This is a genomic window from Rodentibacter sp. JRC1 (assembly GCF_020521555.1).
GTDB classification, from domain to species: domain Bacteria; phylum Pseudomonadota; class Gammaproteobacteria; order Enterobacterales; family Pasteurellaceae; genus Rodentibacter; species Rodentibacter abscessus.
The window spans coordinates 957,300-976,178 of sequence record NZ_BPWA01000001.1 but is presented as its reverse complement, the minus strand read 5'-3'; the positions used below and the strand labels follow the sequence as shown (position 1 = coordinate 976,178).

At 39.9% G+C, this 18,879-nt stretch carries 10 protein-coding genes; 7 read left to right on the top strand and 3 right to left on the bottom strand.

The annotated features are described in order from the left end of the window. The first annotated feature begins 92 nt into the window (after positions 1-92). Positions 93-7,547 (top strand): ESPR-type extended signal peptide-containing protein, encoded by a 7,455-nt coding sequence (locus HEMROJRC1_RS04310; protein ID WP_226691785.1) that lies wholly within the window; start codon positions 93-95, stop codon positions 7,545-7,547. Between the two features lie 100 nt (positions 7,548-7,647). On the opposite strand, the gene recQ is transcribed toward HEMROJRC1_RS04310, so the two are convergent. Both recQ and cyaY read right to left on the bottom strand, forming a co-directional pair. Continuing rightward, complete coding sequence (gene recQ, locus HEMROJRC1_RS04305) at positions 7,648-9,543, bottom strand: DNA helicase RecQ (RefSeq protein ID WP_226691784.1); 1,896 nt, start codon at positions 9,541-9,543, stop codon at positions 7,648-7,650. A gap of 1 nt (position 9,544) precedes the next feature. Then, positions 9,545-9,850: an iron donor protein CyaY gene (gene cyaY / locus HEMROJRC1_RS04300; protein WP_226691783.1), complete on the bottom strand. Its 306-nt coding sequence runs from the start codon at positions 9,848-9,850 to the stop codon at positions 9,545-9,547. A 148-nt stretch (positions 9,851-9,998) separates the two neighbouring features. Between cyaY and HEMROJRC1_RS04295 the strand changes: the two genes are divergently transcribed. Both HEMROJRC1_RS04295 and lysA read left to right on the top strand, forming a co-directional pair. Then, entirely contained in the window at positions 9,999-10,115 is a 117-nt protein-coding gene (locus tag HEMROJRC1_RS04295) for a lipoprotein (protein WP_226691782.1), read from the top strand. Positions 10,116-10,144: 29 nt separating this feature from the next. After that, the gene (lysA, locus tag HEMROJRC1_RS04290) at positions 10,145-11,392 is read left to right on the top strand and encodes a diaminopimelate decarboxylase (protein WP_226691781.1); all 1,248 of its coding nucleotides are present in this window, start codon (positions 10,145-10,147) and stop codon (positions 11,390-11,392) included. 226 nt (positions 11,393-11,618) lie between these two features. Here lysA and hslR read toward each other — a convergent pair whose 3' ends face one another. Further along, positions 11,619-12,005 (bottom strand): ribosome-associated heat shock protein Hsp15, encoded by a 387-nt coding sequence (hslR, locus tag HEMROJRC1_RS04285; protein ID WP_226691780.1) that lies wholly within the window; start codon positions 12,003-12,005, stop codon positions 11,619-11,621. Positions 12,006-12,172: 167 nt separating this feature from the next. Between hslR and nudE the strand changes: the two genes are divergently transcribed. The 4 genes from nudE (at position 12,173) to HEMROJRC1_RS04265 (ending at position 18,754) form a co-directional block, all read left to right on the top strand. Next, on the top strand, positions 12,173-12,739 hold the full coding sequence (gene nudE, locus HEMROJRC1_RS04280) for an ADP compounds hydrolase NudE (protein WP_226691779.1): 567 nt from the start codon (positions 12,173-12,175) through the stop codon (positions 12,737-12,739). Between the two features lie 139 nt (positions 12,740-12,878). Continuing rightward, positions 12,879-14,867: an OPT family oligopeptide transporter gene (locus tag HEMROJRC1_RS04275; protein WP_226691778.1), complete on the top strand. Its 1,989-nt coding sequence runs from the start codon at positions 12,879-12,881 to the stop codon at positions 14,865-14,867. 690 nt (positions 14,868-15,557) lie between these two features. Then, a complete protein-coding gene (locus HEMROJRC1_RS04270; RefSeq protein WP_226691777.1) occupies positions 15,558-17,129 on the top strand; it encodes a transferrin-binding protein-like solute binding protein in 1,572 nt (523 codons plus the stop codon). Between the two features lie 125 nt (positions 17,130-17,254). After that, positions 17,255-18,754: a surface lipoprotein assembly modifier gene (locus tag HEMROJRC1_RS04265; protein ID WP_226691776.1), complete on the top strand. Its 1,500-nt coding sequence runs from the start codon at positions 17,255-17,257 to the stop codon at positions 18,752-18,754. Positions 18,755-18,879 lie beyond the last annotated feature (125 nt).

Here is an 18,879-nt window from a genome sequence, read left to right as displayed (position 1 = left end):
GAGTTCTATATTTTGCTAAAGTTATGTTAATAACTCTTTTCGGTAGTATTCATCTTAATTATTAATTTTAGTTTAGTAGAGGGTATTTCATTATGAATAAAATCTTCAAAATCATTTTTAGTCACGCAACCCAAAGTTGGGTGGTTGTATCTGAGTTAGCAAAGGGGCATGTGAAATCCTCTACCAAGTCTGAGAAAAAGCCAACTTTAGGATTGAAAAAATTATTACATTTGGGAACGATAACCGGTGGAATAGCACTTATTATTACACAGAATACTTGGGCTGTAGATGCTGATCGGACTCAAATTAAGTCTGAAATTCGAGATCGGCAACAAAAAGGAATTGCTATTGCTGGTGGCCGGACGAATGGGGAATCTGACTCTAATTCCTTAGCTATTGGAGCGGAAGGACGAGCTGACTTGGGAGAAAATAGGGCAACTGCATCAGGTGCTGGGGCAATTGCGATTGGTACAGGGGCCCATGCTCAAGGAAGAACGAGTATAACATTGGGTTATAAAGCTAAGGCAAAAAATGAGTCATCCTCGGCAATAGGTTCAAACGCCGAGGCAACGGGAACTGATTCAGCTGCATTTGGTAGTGGAGCTAAGGCGGCTGGCAGTGCCTCGGTTGCGATTGGTCGTGAGGCGAATGTTACCGAAGAAGGTGGTATTGGTATCGGGACATCCAGTAAAGCTCTGGCTGGCGGAGCTATTGCAATTGGGAATAATTCAAATGTAATTAGTGGGAATGGCGCAGCTTTTGGTACTAATACGAGTGTAGTCGCCTATGGCGGTGTCGCAATGGGATTGAATGCCACGGCAGGTCGTGGTGTTGCGATAGGTAATGGTGCGGTAGCAAATGGTACGGCAAGGGCGACTATAGCGATAGGTCCTAATTCTACCGCAGCAGGTGAATTAACTTTGGCTATAGGCCCTGATACTAGAACTGCTGGTGGACAAACGACAGCAATCGGTCAAGGTTCAAGCGCTTCAGTAGGTTGGTCTACCGCACTGGGCGCCGGTAGTAAGGCGGATCAAAGAGGTTCTATCGTAGCAGGTTATATGAGTGAGGCGAAAGCAGAATATGTCTCCACACTTGGTTATAAAGCGATAGCAAGTCATAAAGATTCCGTTGCGTTAGGTTCAAATGCTACGACAAAAGCAGCTTCGACAGTGACGGGATTCACTTATCGTAATGACACAGGACAGAATCAGACAGCTTCTTATCAGGGAACAGCTGTTGGGGTTGTTTCTGTCGGAAATGACACGGCAACTCGCCAAATTGTTAATGTTGCACCGGGTGCTGTGACGGCTGATTCAACCGATGCTGTAAATGGTAGCCAATTATATGCGGTATTGACTTATAGTGGTTTTAATGTTCAGGAAAATGGAGCAAATAAAAGTCGTATTAGTAATAATAAAGTGGTGAATTTTGCGAATGGCAATTATACCACAACAAGTGTAAGCAATTCAGGAACGGTTAAAATCAATACTGTTACACAAGGTATTACTGTTGATAACAATGGTAACGCCTCAACAAGTGGTACAGCAGGTCTTACAACGGCAAGCACGGTTGCAACCGCCGTTAATAGCGCATTAAATAACAGTGGTTTCACATTAAAAGCCAATAGTGAAACCAATGGAGAGAAGATCTCAAGAAATAAAACACTGACTATTAAAGAAGGGAAGAATATTAATGTTAGCCGTAACGGTAGCACAATCACTGTTAAAACGGTAGATAGCCCGTCTTTCACCGATTTAACTGCAACCGGCACATCGAATTTAAGCGGTAATGTGAATTTAGGCGGCAGCGGTAAATCCGTAACTATCGCCTCGGGAACAACAGTAAATGCCGGTAACAACCGCATTACCAATGTTGCGAATGGTACGGGAAATAATGATGCGGTTAATAAAGTCCAGTTAGATGCGGTGAATACTGTTGCAACGGCAGCGAACACAACTGCGAATGCAGCAAATACCACGGCAAACACTGCCAATACCACTGCGAATGCAGCAAATACCACAGCAAATAATGCCAATACTACGGCGAATACGGCAAATAGTACAGCAAACACTGCCAATACCACTGCGAATGCAGCAAATACCACGGCAAACACCGCCAATACCACTGCGAATGCGGCAAATAGCACAGCTAATAATGCGAATACAACAGCGAATACTGCTAATGCGACAGCTAATCGACTAGATGAAAAATTAAAAAACGATGGTATTACATTTGCTGGGAATAACGGTACGGCTAAGCAACTTTTAGGTAGCACAATTTCTATTACTGGTGAAGGTAAAACAAGCGGTTCATATTCAGGTAAAAATGTAAAAACTGCTGTAACTAATGGCAAAGTAGAAATTCAAATTGCAGACAATCCTGAATTTGAAAATATTACTGCGAAGAATGCGAATATCACAGAAACATTGACAGCAAAAGATGCGAATGTCACCAACAACCTAACAGCGAAGAACGCGAACGTTACGGAAACATTGACAGCAAAAGACGCGAATGTCACCAATAACTTAACAGCGAAGAACGCAAATGTTACGGAAACATTAACTGCAAAAGATGCGAATGTCACCAACAACCTAACGGCAAAAAATGCAAATGTTACGGAAACATTGACAGCAAAAGATGCGAATGTCACCAACAACCTAACAGCGAAGAACGCGAACGTTACGGAAACATTGACAGCAAAAGATGCGAATGTCACCAACAACCTAACAGCGAAGAACGCGAACGTTACGGAAACATTGACAGCAAAAGACGCGAATGTCACCAACAACCTAACAGCGAAGAACGCGAACGTTACGGAAACATTGACAGCAAAAGACGCGAATGTCACCAACAACCTAACAGCGAAGAACGCGAACGTTACGGAAACATTGACAGCAAAAGACGCGAATGTCACCAATAACTTAACAGCGAAGAACGCAAATGTTACGGAAACATTAACTGCAAAAGATGCGAATGTCACCAATAACTTAACAGCGAAGAATGCTGAAGTTACCGGAACATTAACTACGAACAATTTTATTGCGAAAGGTGATGTAACTTTAGGTGGTTCGGGCAAGACTATCAAATTAGAAACGGGAAGTAGATTTGACGGCAATGGCGTTGTTTTAAGCAATATTGGTAAAGCTCAAAATGATAATGATGCGACAACTTTGGCTGATGTTAAAGGCTTGATCACAAATGCAACGACTAATGCAACTAATATCAGTTCAACCAACGGTACGATTACTAATCTGAATTCTACGAACGGTACAATTACTAACTTGAATTCAACCAACGGTACGATCACCAACTTGAATTCAACCAACGGTACGATCACCAACCTGAATTCAACGAACGGTACAATTACTAACTTGAATTCAACGAACGGTACAATTACTAACTTGAATTCAACCAATGGTACGATCACCAACCTGAATTCTACTAACGGTACGATCACTAACTTGAATTCAACTAATGGTACGATCACAAACTTAAATTCAACCAATGCCAATATTACTAAGCTCAATGCTGAAGATATTGTGGCAAATAATGGCACATTTAATACAACTCTAGTTTCTAGAGGTGAAACAACATTATCCGGTAATACCACTATCGGTGGAGCGGGTAAAAACTTCTCTGTTACGAATGGTACAACCATTAATATGGGAAATAATGTTGTTGGTGGTGTAGCAAATGGAACAAATTCAACTGATGCGGTTAATAAAGGTCAGTTAGATGCGGTATCAAAGAATTTAAGCAACTTAACTAATAACCCATTAACTTTTGTTGGTAACGAAGGTAATACAAGCCGTAAATTAGGTGAAACCCTAAATATTTCAGGCAATGGAACGACTACGGGTAGCTACAGTTCGAAAAATGTGAAAACCGTTGTGACTGATGGCAAAGTAGAAATTCAAATTGCAGAAAATCCTGAGTTTGAAACTTTAAATACAACGGGAAACGCAAATATCGGTGGAAACCTAACTGTTGCAGGAGATAGTTTAACCAAAGGCAACGCTACTTTCGAGAAAGATGTGACCGTAAATGGCACAACCACAACTAAAGATTTAAGCGTTACGAATAACGCTAATATCACGAAAGATCTCACTGTGGGCGGAAACAGTACGGTTAAAGGTAACTCAACAATTGAAGGTGAAAGTGTAACCAAAGGCAACGCTACTTTCGAGAAAGATGTGACCGTAAATGGAACAACGACAACTAAAGATTTAAGTGTTACGAATAACGCTAATATCACGAAAGATCTCACTGTGGGCGGAAACAGTACGGTTAAAGGTAACTCAACAATTGAAGGTGAAAGTGTAACCAAAGGCAACGCTACTTTCGAGAAAGATGTGACCGTAAATGGCACAACCACAACCAAAGATTTAAGCGTTACGAATAACGCTAATATCACGAAAGATCTCACTGTGGGCGGAAACAGTACGGTTAAAGGTAATTCAACAATTGAAGGTGAAAGTGTAACCAAAGGTAACGCTACTTTCGAGAAAGATGTGACCGTAAATGGCACAACGACAACCAAAACGTTGAATGTGACAGAAAACGCAACAATCAATGGTGAGTTAACAACCAAAGGCAATGCGACCTTTGAGAAAGATACGTTAACGAAAGGTAACGCTACTTTCGAGAAAGATGTGACCGTAAATGGCACAACGACGACGAAAACGTTGAATGTGACAGAAAATGCAACAATCAATGGTGAGTTAACAACCAAAGGCAATGCGACCTTTGAGAAAGATACGTTAACGAAAGGTAACGCTACTTTCGAGAAAGATGTGACCGTAAATGGCACAACGACAACCAAAACGTTGAATGTGACAGAAAACGCAACAATCAATGGTGAGTTAACAACCAAAGGCAATGCGACCTTTGAGAAAGATACGTTAACGAAAGGTAACGCTACTTTCGAGAAAGATGTGACCGTAAATGGCACAACGACGACGAAAACGTTGAATGTGACAGAAAATGCAACAATCAATGGTGAGTTAACAACCAAAGGCAATGCGACCTTTGAGAAAGATACGTTAACGAAAGGTAACGCTACTTTCGAGAAAGATGTGACCGTAAATGGAACAACGACAACGAAAACGTTGAATGTGACAGAAAATGCAACAATCAATGGTGAGTTAACAACCAAAGGCAATGCGACCTTTGAGAAAGATACGTTAACGAAAGGTAATGCTACTTTCGAGAAAGATGTGACCGTAAATGGAACAACGACAACGAAAACGTTGAATGTGACAGAAAACGCAACAATCAATGGTGAGTTAACAACCAAAGGTAACGCTACTTTCGAGAAAGATGTGACCGTGAATGGCACAACTACAACTAAAGACTTAAACGTAACAGATAGCGCAGTTATTGGTAAAGATTTGACAGTTCAAGGCAATACGACTCTTGGAGGGGTTAATAGCAGCTTTACTATCGCTAATGGCACAAAAGTCAATATGGGTGGCAATGTTATTAGCAATATTGGCGAAGGAAATATCACAAGTGGCAGTTCTGATGCGGTAACCGGCGGACAGCTTTATACCACAATTCAAAACTTTAACAATATGACAGATAAAGGGATGAATTTTACAGGTAATGATGGTGAAATCGTTAATCGTAAATTGGGTGATACCTTAACGATTAAAGGTAGTCTTGCCGATACAGAGGACGCCGATAGTAGTAATATTCGTACGATTTCCAATATTACGACCGGAGCTATTGAAATTTTGATGTCAAAAAATCCGGTATTTAATAATTTAACAGCGACAGGTAATGCAAGTATTGGTGGCAATTTAGTTGTAAACGGTACAACCACAACCAAGGACCTAAATGTTACGAATAACGCTAGTATCGCAAAAGATCTCAGTGTGGGTGGAAACAGTACGGTTAAGGGTAATTCAATCGTTGAAGGCGACAGTCTAACGAAAGGCAATGCAACCTTCGAGAAAGACACCTTAACGAAAGGTAATGCAACTTTTGAAAAAGACGTAACGGTTAACGGAACGACAACAACCAAAGCGTTAAATGTCACAGAAAATGCAACCATAGGTGGAGATTTAACCACGAAAGGCAATGCAACCTTCGAGAAAGATACGGTAACGAAGGGCAATGCGACAGTTGAAGGCGATAGCCTAACGAAAGGTAATGCAACGTTTGAGAAAGATGTGACGGTTAATGGCACAACGACGACGAAAACGTTGAATGTGACGGACAATGCAACCATTGGTGGTGATTTAACCACGAAAGGCAATGCAACCTTTGAGAAAGACACGATCACGAAAGGTAACGCGACAGTTGAAGGTAATAGCCTAATTAAGGGTAATTCAACCGTTGAGGGTGACAGCCTAACGAAAGGTAATGCAACCTTCGAGAAAGATACGTTAACGAAAGGGAATGCGACAGTTGAAGGTAATAGCCTAATTAAGGGTAATTCAACCGTTGAGGGTGACAGCCTAACGAAAGGCAATGCGACCTTCGAGAAAGATACGTTAACGAAGGGCAATGCGACAGTTGAAGGTAATAGCCTAATTAAGGGTAATTCAACCGTTGAAGGCGACAGCCTAACGAAAGGTAATGCAACCTTCGAGAAAGATACGTTAACGAAGGGCAATGCGACAGTTGAAGGTAATAGCCTAATTAAGGGTAATTCAACCGTTGAAGGCGACAGCCTAACGAAAGGTAATGCAATCTTTGAGAAAGATACGTTAACGAAAGGGAATGCGACAGTTGAAGGTAATAGCCTAATTAAGGGTAATTCAACCGTTGAAGGCGACAGCCTAACGAAAGGCAATGCGACCTTCGAGAAAGATACGTTAACGAAAGGTAACGCGACAGTTGAAGGAGATAACCTAATTAAAGGTAACTCAACCGTTGAAGGTGATAGTTTAACCAAAGGTAATGCAATCTTTGAGAAAGATGTGACGATTAACGGTACGACAACTTTAGGTGATGTGGTAGTTAACAAATCGCTAACCTTATCTGAAAATGCAAAAATTGATTTAGGCAATTCAGATATTGAAGGTAACTTTGATATTTATGGTGATGATAGTAAGAAAAAATTAACTGATGCGTTAACACAGTTACAAATTTCCGGTCCATTACTCTATATTGATGATAAGGGAGATGTTTCCAGAACCCGTACCAATGTTGTCGGCTTGAATGGTCAAGATAAAGATAAACCGGTACGTTTGACCAATGTAGCCGATCCGATCGCACCAAATGATGCAGTGAATTTAGGTTTCTTCAATAAACAACTTTCATTAGGTTTAGGTGAAGTACATAATCGAATTCATAAGGTGGATCGTCGTTTACGTAGTGGTATTGCTTCTGCAGTAGCAATGAGCTTGCTACCACAATCCTACCGTGCCGGCGAAAGTATCGTGAGCGTAGGGGGAGGTACTTACCGTGGCGCATCGGCTGTTGCCGTTGGCTACTCCCGTGTAACTGACAATGGTAGAATTGTCATTAAGATTGGAGGTAGTGCGAATAATTCCGGTGATTATGCCGGTGGCGCAGCAGTCGGTTGGAAATTCTAATCTTTAAAGTGCGGTCAATATTTTTGATGTTTTCCGCACTACTTATAAAAATCCGATTGATGTTGAATCAATCGGATTTTTTTATCTTCTTTCTAATGGTTTAATTAAGCATTAATTCATTTTCACCGGCTGATTCACCGTTATTCTTTTGTGCCTTTTCCAAAATCGCTTTATGCTCCTTAATTAATGTTATAAAAGGTTGAGCGAAACGTTCGAGTTTAATCGAACCGACGCCATTAATTTGCAACATTTCAATGTTGGAGATCGGCATATATTGTGCCATTTCTTGTAGAGTTGCGTCATTAAACACGATGTAAGGAGGGATATTTTCTTTGTCGGCGATTTGCTTACGTAAAAAACGCAGGCGGGCAAACAAATCTTTATCGTAATTTGTCAATGTTGTGCGTTGTGGGCTGTGAGCGATTTTTTGAATTGCAGAAATACGTGGCATTGCGAGTTTCAATGTTATTTCACCTTTTAGTACTGCTTTTGCGCTTTTTGTGAGCTGCAATGTGGCGTTGAAATCACCAATAACTTGGTGAACAAAACCAAGATGAATAAGTTGGCGAATCACGGATTGCCAATGTTCTTTACTTTTATCTTTACCAATACCATAGACACTGAGTTTGTCGTGTTGGCGTTCGATAATTTTTTGGTGATGCATTCCGCGTAGTACGCTAATCACATATTGTGCACCGAAACATTGCCCTACGCGATAAATCGTGGACATCACTTTCTGGGCATCCACTAAGCCATCATAGGTTTTCGGCGGATCGAGACAAATATCGCAATTATTGCACGGCGTTTGGCGTTGTTCACCGAAATAGTTGAGTAGTACCAAACGGCGGCAAGTTTGGCTTTCGGCAAATTCACCGATAGCTTCTAATTTGTGTTGTTCGATTTGACGTTGTGCGCTTTCCGGTTTTTCTAACAGAATTTTTTGTAGCCAAGCGTAATCTGCTGGTTCGTAAAATAATACGGCTTCAGCCGGTAGATCATCACGTCCCGCACGGCCGGTTTCTTGGTAGTAAGATTCAATGCTGCGCGGTAAATCAAAATGTACGACAAAGCGCACATTCGATTTATTAATTCCCATACCAAAAGCAATTGTCGCTACGACAATTTGTACGTTATCGCGCTGAAAATCTTGTTGTACCCGTTCACGCTGAGAGCTTTCCATTCCCGCGTGGTAAGCGGCGGCAGATACCCCTTTGTTACGTAGGCTTTCTGCAATTCTTTCTACTTTACTACGGCTATTGCAGTACACAATTCCGCTTTTGCCTTTTTGCGCCAGCACAAAACGGGTGAGTTGCTCCATCGGTTTGAATTTTTCTTCTAAAGTGTAACGAATATTCGGACGATCAAAGCTACCGATATATTTATGCGGATTTTTGAGTTTGAGATGTGTGAGAATATCCTGCCGTGTGGCATAATCTGCCGTCGCCGTCAATGCCATAATCGGCGCATTCGGAAAACTGGATTTTAAACCACCAAGTTGCGTATATTCCGGGCGAAAATCGTGCCCCCACTGGGAGATGCAATGAGCCTCATCAATGGCGATAAAACTCACTTGGCAGTAGGAAATCAATTGAAAAAAACTGTTCGTCATCACTTTTTCAGGGGAGACGTAAAGAAGTTTTAGTTGTCCTGAGATGAGTTTATTTTGTACCTGCTGCTGTTGTTCCTGCGTTTGACTTGAATTGAGAAAATCAGCTTCGATACCGTTGGCTTGAAGCTGATCCACTTGATCCTTCATTAAAGAGATTAACGGTGAAATCACTAGTGTTAGCCCGTCAAAACAGAGAGCGGGAATTTGATAGCAAAGCGATTTCCCATTCCCCGTCGCCATTACCACCAACGTATCTTGCCCATCCAGCGCAGCATTTATTACTTCTTCTTGCCCTTTACGGAAAGATTGGTAACCAAATACCGAATTTAACACGGAAAGTGCGGTCGATTTTTCAGGTGTTTTTAGTGAAGGGGAAGAGGCCGTCATTTTAGAATTGAATGTTTTCACCGTGAGCTGAGCAAGTTTCGGTTAAACGATCCCAAAAACGTTTTCCGTCATTAGAAATCCATTCTCCGTTTTGGAAAGAAAAATGAAAGCCCCCTAATTTGCCGGCAAGCCAAAGCTCAAGTAGGGGTTCTTGTTTGTTAATCACAATTTGGGTGCGGTTGCCGAAAGTGATGGTGAATACCGAGCCTTGGATTTCACAATCCGCATCAGCTCCTTGTTCTTCTAATTCTTCTTCGATTTTTTGCCAAATTTGTTCAATATTTTGGTGAAATTCTGCAACATTCATAAAGTTTTTCCTTGTAAATCTGATAGAATGCAGCGGATTATAAAGCCTTTCGGCTGCTTTTTCCAACAATCCCGTAGGGTGATCAGATTATAAATCTACGCAAATTTTATAGATAAATATTGTCCCCTACCTGAATCGAGAGCTCAAAATGAAAAAATTACTATCTGTTTTAGTATTAAGTGCAATTTGTGCCTTAGCGACCGGCTGTGGCGTAAAAGGGCCGTTATATTTCCCTGAAAAAGAACAGGCGCAGAAAAATCAATAATCAGAAGTATCCCCTAAGAAGGACGAGTAATGAATTTCTTCCAATATCAAAATGAAAAACTCTATGCCGAGCAATTGCCGGTTCAGCAACTTGCGGAACAATTCGGTACACCGCTTTATATTTATTCCCGCGCAACATTAGAACGCCACTGGCATGCTTTTGATTCGGCATTAGGAAATCATCCGCATTTAATTTGTTTTGCGGTGAAATCTTGTTCCAATATTGGTGTATTGAGCGTAATGGCAAAATTGGGATCGGGTTTTGATATTGTTTCTCAGGGAGAATTGGAGCGCGTGCTTACCGCAGGCGGTGATGCCTCAAAAGTGGTGTTTTCCGGTGTGGCGAAATCCCGTGAAGAAATTATGCGAGCTTTGGCGGTGGGGATTCGCTGCTTTAATGTAGAATCGGTTTCCGAACTCAAACATATTAATCAAATTGCAGGTGAAATGGGCAAAGTCGCCCCGATCTCTTTGCGTGTAAATCCTGATGTTGATGCACACACTCACCCTTATATCTCCACAGGGTTGAAAGAAAATAAATTCGGAATAAGTGTAGATGAAGCTCGGGATGTTTATAGGCTGGCAGCCGATTTACCAAATGTGAAAATTATCGGTATGGATTGCCATATCGGCTCACAACTTACTGAATTACAACCGTTTCTAGATGCCGCTGATCGTTTGATCGTATTGATGGAACAGCTTAAGCAAGATGGTATTGTATTAACGCATTTAGACTTAGGTGGTGGCTTAGGGGTAACTTATATGGACGAAAATCCGCCTCATCCGAGCGAATATGCAAAGGCATTGTTAGAAAAATTGAAAGATTATAAAGATCTCGAAATTATTCTTGAGCCGGGACGAGCGATTTCCGCTAACGCAGGGATTTTAGTGGCAAAAGTGCAATACCTCAAAAGCAATGAAAGCCGTCATTTTGCTATCACTGATACCGGAATGAACGATATGATTCGTCCTGCGTTGTATGAAGCCTATATGAATATTGTGGAAATTGACCGCACTTTAGAGCGCGAAAAAGCCGTTTATGATGTGGTCGGCCCTGTGTGCGAAACTTCGGATTTTTTGGGTAAACAACGTGAATTGGCGATTGCCGAAGGGGATTATATTGCACAATGTTCCGCCGGTGCTTATGGCGCAAGTATGTCTTCCAACTATAACTCCCGCCCGCGTACGGCAGAAGTATTGGTGGACGGTGATAAAGCCCATTTAATCCGTCGTCGCGAAAGTTTACAAGAACTTTGGGTGTTGGAATCTGTTGTTTAAGCAATTCGTAAAATCAGTTACAAAAAGTGCGGTTGAAAAAACAGTTAAATTTTCTATTATTATGTAGCAAGTTGCACAAAACTGAGTAGGGTGTGTTAGCCAAAGGCGTAACGCACCGTTCAACCCGAGTTTGGTGCGTTACGGCAAGCCTAACACCCCTACATTTGAATAAAAAAACTTTTATGTAAGTGATACATCATATCGAAATTTTCAACCGCACTTTCCGTTATTCCTGATGCTTAAACTTCAATAGATCCCGCCGTTCTTTTTTATTTGGGCGACGATCGGGGTGAGGCATTGAAAGTGCATTATTTTTTCTTGCCCACGCTATTTGCTCACGTTTTTTCACGCTTTGTTCCGTTTCACGATAGAGCTGTTGCGCTTCGGGTGCGCCACGACGTTGATCGCTTACTGCCAATATTTCCACTTCTTTTTCTTCATTGCCTTGGCGTAATTTTAGGGTTGCGCCCACTTCAACAAGTTTACTCACTTTGGCACGTTGTCCGTTGTAATGCACTTTTCCGCCTTCAATCATCGCTTTTGCGATACTGCGTGTTTTATAAAAGCGGGCCGCCCAAAGCCATTTATCAAGTCTAACTTCTTTTTCTTCCATTTGAGATGATTCTTTGTAGAGGGTGAATTAAAGCAGATACAAAACTGCAAGCCGAAGGCTGTTCAAAGTATAGCGAGAGGCAACAATGCAGTAGACGTTTCTCAATTTAATTCACTATAATTTATGATAAAGTTTGTGTTGATAATATCACAAAATAAGGAAAGCCTATGTCATCCAATATTCAAAAAGCATTACCCAAAATTTTGTCTCAGCGTACGGTGGCAAAATCATGTTTATTTGAAATTCAATCGGTGGGGTTAGAATTTGCCAATGGTGAACAACGTATTTATGAGCGCTTTAAACCGAGTATCCACCAAGGGGTAATGATAATCCCGATTGATGGGGAAGATTTGTTGATGGTGAGAGAATATGCGGTTGGTACGGAGCGTTATGAACTAGGATTTCCAAAAGGTGGAATGGATGAAGGGGAAACCCCGGAAGAGGCGGCAAATCGTGAATTGAAAGAAGAAATCGGGCTTGGTGCGAAACAGATTCATTTTTTACGTACAATCATCACCAACCCAAGTTATATGCGAAGTGTTATGAACATTGTTATTGCTGAGGATTTTTACTCTTGCAAACTTGAAGGAGATGAACCCGAACCACTGGAAATAGTACGTTTCCCATTAACGAAATTAGATGAATTGCTTGCCGAGCCTCATTTTAATGAAGCCCGAAATTTGACCGCACTTTATATGCTAAGGGATTATTTAAACAACCGAGCTTCGTGTTAGTTAATAATTTTCAGTAAACCGATTATTTATTGAATATTTTCTAATATTTTTTAATTAAATCAAAGAAACCTTAAACAATTCTTGAATTTTTCATAATTTTTTGCCAAGGTTATATCTTTATTTAACCTAGGAAAAAATTATGCCTCATTCAAATTTAAAAGAACTCACGCTTCGTGGGATTATTCTCGGGGCGTTAATTACGGTGATTTTTACCGCCTCTAACGTCTATTTAGGTTTAAAAGTCGGAATGACTTTCGCTTCCTCCATTCCTGCCGCAGTTATTTCTATGGCAGTGCTGAAATTCTTTAAAGATTCCAGTATCTTGGAAAACAATATGGTGCAGACCCAAGCTTCCGCAGCAGGGACGCTTTCTTCCGTTATTTTTGTGTTGCCCGGTTTATTAATGATGGGCTACTGGAATGATTTCCCATTCTGGCAAACAATGCTGATTTGTGCTTCCGGCGGTACGTTGGGTGTATTGTTTACCATTCCATTGCGCCGTGCAATGGTGGTAAATAGCGATTTACCTTATCCTGAAGGTGTTGCGGCGGCTGAAATTCTGAAAGCCGGCAATCATGAAGATGGTGACAGCGGCGTAAAAGATATTGCTTATGGCGGTGTGTTAGCCGGTTTAGCGGCATTTTTAACAAATGGTTTACGAGTTATAGCAGATGGTGCAAGCGCATGGATTCAAACAACTAAAGTGGCGTTTCAATTGCCGATGGGGTTCTCGTTAGCATTGCTTGGCGCAGGATATCTTGTCGGTATTGTCGGCGGTATCGCAATATTAGTCGGTATAATGTTGACTTGGGGCGTTGCCGTGCCGTTTTTTATGGTATCGAGCGATGTACCTACAGGTATGAGTTTGATTGATTTCGCTATGAGTATCTGGAAAACGAAAGTGCGTTTTATCGGTGTAGGAACGATTGGGATTGCGGCAATTTGGACATTGCTGGTGTTAATGAAGCCAATGGTAGAAGGAATGTTGTATTCATTCCGTATGTTGAAAGGACAGCATACGGAGTCCGAACATCGTATTGATATCGATCTTTCTCCGAAAACGATGATTTATATTTTAATCGCAACGGTTGTATTGATTGTGATTTCTTTACATCACTTTATTGCAGCCGCCCCGATTTCACCTGAGCTTTCTATTTTGTTGGTGGTGGTTTGTACATTTTTAGCTGTGTTTATCGGCTTTTTTGTGGCAGCGGCATCCGGTTATATGGCTGGTTTAGTCGGTTCTTCATCCAGTCCTATCTCGGGTATTGGAATTATCTCTGTGATCGTCATTTCACTTGTACTGGTCTCTATCGGCAATGCTTCAGGCTTGTTTGAGAGCGTAGACGGGCAGAAATTTTTGACCGCACTTACTCTCTTTACCGCCTCAATCGTACTTACGACAGCGACCATTTCTAATGATAACTTACAAGATTTGAAAACAGGCTTGCTGGTTGAGGCAACTCCGTGGCGTCAACAAGTCGCCTTGATCATCGGCTGCTTTGTGGGAGCGCTTGTGATTGCACCGGTATTGGAAATCTTATACCACGCTTACGGTTTTAGCGGTGCATTACCGCGTCCGGATATGGATCCGAGCCAAGTACTTTCGGCACCTCAAGCCACCATTATGACAACCATTTCACAAGGTATTTTCACAAATCAATTGGAATGGACCTATATTTTAACCGGTGTAGGGTTAGGAGCCGGCTTGATCGTGATTGATGCTTTCTTGAAAAAAGTAAGCCGTAATGCTTTTGCATTACCGATATTGGCGGTTGGAATCGGTATTTATTTACCTCCGTCTATTAATATGCCGTTGGTTATAGGCGCATTCTTAGCGTGGTTTATCAATCGACATATTGCTAAACAAGGCAATAAAGCTATTTCCGCCAAAGCGGAGCGTTTCGGCACGTTATTTTCCGCAGGCTTAATTGTGGGAGAAAGCTTAATGGGCGTGGTGTTGGCTTTCGTTATTGCCGCTTCCGTTACTTCCGGTGGTTCTGAAGCACCACTTGCACTCAATCTTGAGAACTGGGACACCATCGGCGAAGTATTAGGTTTGATCGTGTTTATCATCGGTATCGTGATTTTTGCACTTCGTGTATTACGTGCGAAAAAATCCGATTAATCCGTGATGTTATGCAACACTAAACTTTAAACCTTCAGTATTATGTTTCTTACTATTTATATTTAGCCTAGGTTTAGGCTAAATTTCAGCAAAAAATCCACCTTCGTAGAAGGTGGATTTTTTGCTATCGCTAGGTACTTATTATTTCCCAATATAATCGTTATAAACAAACCTTACTCAAGGTATCTATATCACGTTTCTTTCATCATACTTAAATTTATTTATAAGGTTTATCCATATCGTGTTCCCTTAGTTTAAGAAAGACAATTTTAAACAGGTAGTTCTTCTTTTATATAAGGTTTTTTATATAAAAAGTTAAAAAATCCCAAAGAGTATACTCTTTGTTGTTATCTCTTTACAGAGATAACAACACCCTCTGCTAAACTTTTTTTAAGGAATATCTGAGGGTGAGGAAATGGTATTAAAACTTCGTAATTTCAATGAGTTAATGGCTATTTTTAGCTTTAGGCAACGAGATCTGTTTGATCGTATTTCGATCGGATGGGGAACTGTGTGCTGGAGCAGCAAGGTTTAATGTCATTTAAGTTAACGAATCTTTAATATCAAGAAAGATTAAGAGAAATATGGATTTTTCTTTTTCTAAAATAAGAATACGTGCTTTACTTTCAATTGTTTAGGTCACAGTAGGCACAGTTTTTAATTAACTATGATTTAATATAGGTACCTTATATGAACAATTTAATTAAATTTAGCTTAACTCTTGTTGCTGCAGGTATTTTAGCTGCTTGTGGTTCATCAGGCGGTTCAAGCAATAATGCAGAAGCAGAAAAGGCTGCACAACAGCAAGCGGCAGAAAAAGCGGCAGCAGAAAAAGCAGCAGCAGAAAAAGCAGCAGCAGAAAAAGCAGCAGCAGAAAAAGCAGCAGCAGAAGCTGAGGCTCTAGTTAAAGCGACAGAAGATGTTGGTGCTAAATTTGTTAAGAAAAATGACTCTAACTTAAATGTAGGTCATGGCACAGCTAAAGATAGCACTTCTTCAGATAAAGTAACTGGAATGACAGTTAAGCTTCATCCAAGTCTAGATACAATTGTTGTTGCAACACCAAGTGTAAAAGGTAGTGCAAAACAAGCTTATTTAGAAGATTTTGATTTCCGTGGAAATGTTGATAACACATCAGGTGAGCATACTTTAGAACATATCTATAAAGATAAAAAAGTAACCCTCAATGTAGGTACAGCTCGTGCGGATGGCGAATCTGAAACTAAAACTGCAACAAAAGGTGAAGATACAGGGCTTTCTTATGTATATGAGCAGGACCGTGTAAACTACACTCATAAACAAGAAGGCGACGATGTTCTAGATACGAAAGCGGCTCGTACAGATGCGAAATTAAAAGGTTCTGTAGCAGAAGTTTATGGTTTCAGAACTTTCTTAGCGGGCGATTCTGAACTTAAAAATGAGGGTACAGGTCAAGATGCTACATTAGCAAATGCACCATTTACTGCAAAAGATACAACTTCAGCAGCAGCAAACAGCCAAAATGAAGGTTTTGTTGCTGGTTCACAACTTCACTATGTTCAATATGGTCGTGTAACTTCTAGCTTAAGTGATGTAAACCCGGCTAACTTAAAAGAAGGTAAGAAAATTGGTGCTGATGGTACCGTTGTTGCAAGTTTCGGTAGCAAGGGTAATGAGGGTACAGAAGATAACTACTTCTACCGTGGCGTGAACGGAACTAGCTACGATGCTAATTTAGCAAATACCTTAAAGGATACTTACTTTGGTAAAGATGCAACTGGCGGTACGTTAAACTACCGTGGTCATGCGGTAACCTACAATCTTGATCGTGATTTTGTAAGAGCAGGTGGAATTCCAAACGCTATTGGTTATGAGCAACAATTAGTGAGTGGTACACACGTTAATGCAAACATTGATCTTGCAACAAAACAAGTTACAGGTAACTTATACAATACTTGGGAACACGGTGTTTCTGGTAGCAAAGAGTACGCAAAAGTTGAATTAGCGAGTTTCAACGGTAACTTAGCAAATAATGGTAGTATTTCTGGTACCTCTACTCGTACGGTAGATAGTGCTGCAGGAACATTTAATGCAAGTTTATTTGGTGCAAAAGCAACTGAATTAGGTGGTGCAATTGCAAGTGTTGATACTACAAATAACTGGGGTGCTTCATTCGGTGCTAAACTTCAAAATGTAGAACCAAATGGACCAACTCCAGAGGCTCCAACATATTCTTGGGAAGAGTCTACTGACCAAAATAATGCGAATAACCCACTTAAATAATTTAGGTTTATCGTGCTAAATTTAAATAGCCCACTTTTGTGGGCTATTTTTTGCCTATTATTGTTTTTAAAATATTTATATCTGAGTATTTTAAAATCTATAATCTGCTTTAAGAGGAAAGTTTTATGTTAAACAAAGTCACTTTGGCAATAATGATCGGTGGTTTTATTCCGTCAGTATATGCGAATAGTATATCAGTGCCAGAGCATAGTTTTGAGAGAGATCCTATCCAAACAGAGGTAAACCCACTTTCTACCGTTAATGCTAATGAATTAAAGGAAGCTCAATTAAGAAATCAATCCCTTCCTTCTGTAAAATCTCAGGAACAATCAGTAATTCGTTATACTGGAAAACAGTTAAGAGAAAATCCTCAAATTTTAGAAAAGCTATTTGTAGATGCCTTGATAGGACAAAATAAAGCGGTACTCCCCGTTTATATTCAGATTTATGAATTAACACCAAATCCAGATCATTCATTAATTGATTGGGGAAATGCTATTTTAGCTAAAGATAAAAATGTGGATAAATCGGTGAATTTATATCGTAAACTGATTTCTCATTTTCCAGATAATAATTTTATTCGCTTTCAATTAGCAGAATCATTATTTATTAATCAAGAATATGAAGCGGCTAAAGATCAGTTTGAAAAGCTCAGATCAAGTTCAGTGGTTATGCCACAAGATATAGTGGTTTTTGATCGATATATTGAGGCAATTAATAATAGAAATAAGTGGAATTTTTCTTTTGGAGCTAGATTTTTAAATGATCCTAACCTCGGAAATTCAGCGGATAAAGGCACAACAGTAACATTACCTAATGGTAGAGTGCTAAGTTATGATACAGAAAAAGAATCAGGTAAAGGGCTTTCTTTATGGTTTGGAGTAGATAAACAATGGGCGTTATCAAATGGGAAATATTTAATTACTCATTTAAATACCTCTAGCAAATATTATTGGAATAATAAGAAATACAATGATGTAAATGCACATTTTGATTTTGGTATGGGATATTCCACGGCAAGATTTAATATTGAATTTACACCTTATATTGAACAACGTTGGTATGGTGGTGGTTTAAATGGTTCTAATTCCCTAAAACGTTATACCAAGACATTTGGTTCATTGCTTTCAGGTAGTTATTGGATTACACCGACACTAAAATATTCATTATTCTATAACTATGGTTATGAAAAGTATGATAAGAAACTACAAAGCCGATTATATGATGGTGTATTGCATCAAATAACAAATTCATTAATGTATTTTACCAGCCCTAGACAATATTGGAATGTTTCTATAGATTATATTAATAAGGATGCTAAAGATAAAACAAACGCCTATTACCGCTATGGAACAAGATTAACGTGGGGGCAAGAGTGGCCTTTGGGTGTTTCATCAAGTTTTACTTTAGGGATTGCAAAACGCCAATACAAAGATATTTTTATTTTTGGGAATAAGCAAAGAAATAATGAATTTTCATCATCACTATCTTTGTGGCATAAAGAATTTCACTATGCCGGTTTTACCCCGAGAATTACTTGGAATTATACAAAAACCGATAGTAATATTCCAATTTATAGTTATGATAAATCTCAGGTATTTATTGAAGCAAGTAGAACATTCTAACTTTTACAATATATAAAATAAGCGTTTCCTAATTAAAGTTAAATAGGAAACGCTTATTTTTTTATATTTTTTATCATAATCAGTATATTTATAGAACTAATCAATCATCCTCTTTAAACTATTTA

Bases quoted from the DNA above. Each gene is read 5' to 3' on its own strand.
- HEMROJRC1_RS04295 (WP_226691782.1), top strand. From the start codon at position 9,999: ATGAAAAAATTACTATCTGTTTTAGTATTAAGTGCAATTTGTGCCTTA.
- cyaY (WP_226691783.1), bottom strand. From the start codon at position 9,850: ATGAATGTTGCAGAATTTCACCAAAATATTGAACAAATTTGGCAAAAA.
- lysA (WP_226691781.1), top strand. From the start codon at position 10,145: ATGAATTTCTTCCAATATCAAAATGAAAAACTCTATGCCGAGCAATTG.
- HEMROJRC1_RS04310 (WP_226691785.1), top strand. From the start codon at position 93: ATGAATAAAATCTTCAAAATCATTTTTAGTCACGCAACCCAAAGTTGG.
- HEMROJRC1_RS04265 (WP_226691776.1), top strand. From the start codon at position 17,255: ATGTTAAACAAAGTCACTTTGGCAATAATGATCGGTGGTTTTATTCCG.
- HEMROJRC1_RS04275 (WP_226691778.1), top strand. From the start codon at position 12,879: ATGCCTCATTCAAATTTAAAAGAACTCACGCTTCGTGGGATTATTCTC.
- HEMROJRC1_RS04270 (WP_226691777.1), top strand. From the start codon at position 15,558: ATGAACAATTTAATTAAATTTAGCTTAACTCTTGTTGCTGCAGGTATT.
- nudE (WP_226691779.1), top strand. From the start codon at position 12,173: ATGTCATCCAATATTCAAAAAGCATTACCCAAAATTTTGTCTCAGCGT.
- recQ (WP_226691784.1), bottom strand. From the start codon at position 9,543: ATGACGGCCTCTTCCCCTTCACTAAAAACACCTGAAAAATCGACCGCA.
- hslR (WP_226691780.1), bottom strand. From the start codon at position 12,005: ATGGAAGAAAAAGAAGTTAGACTTGATAAATGGCTTTGGGCGGCCCGC.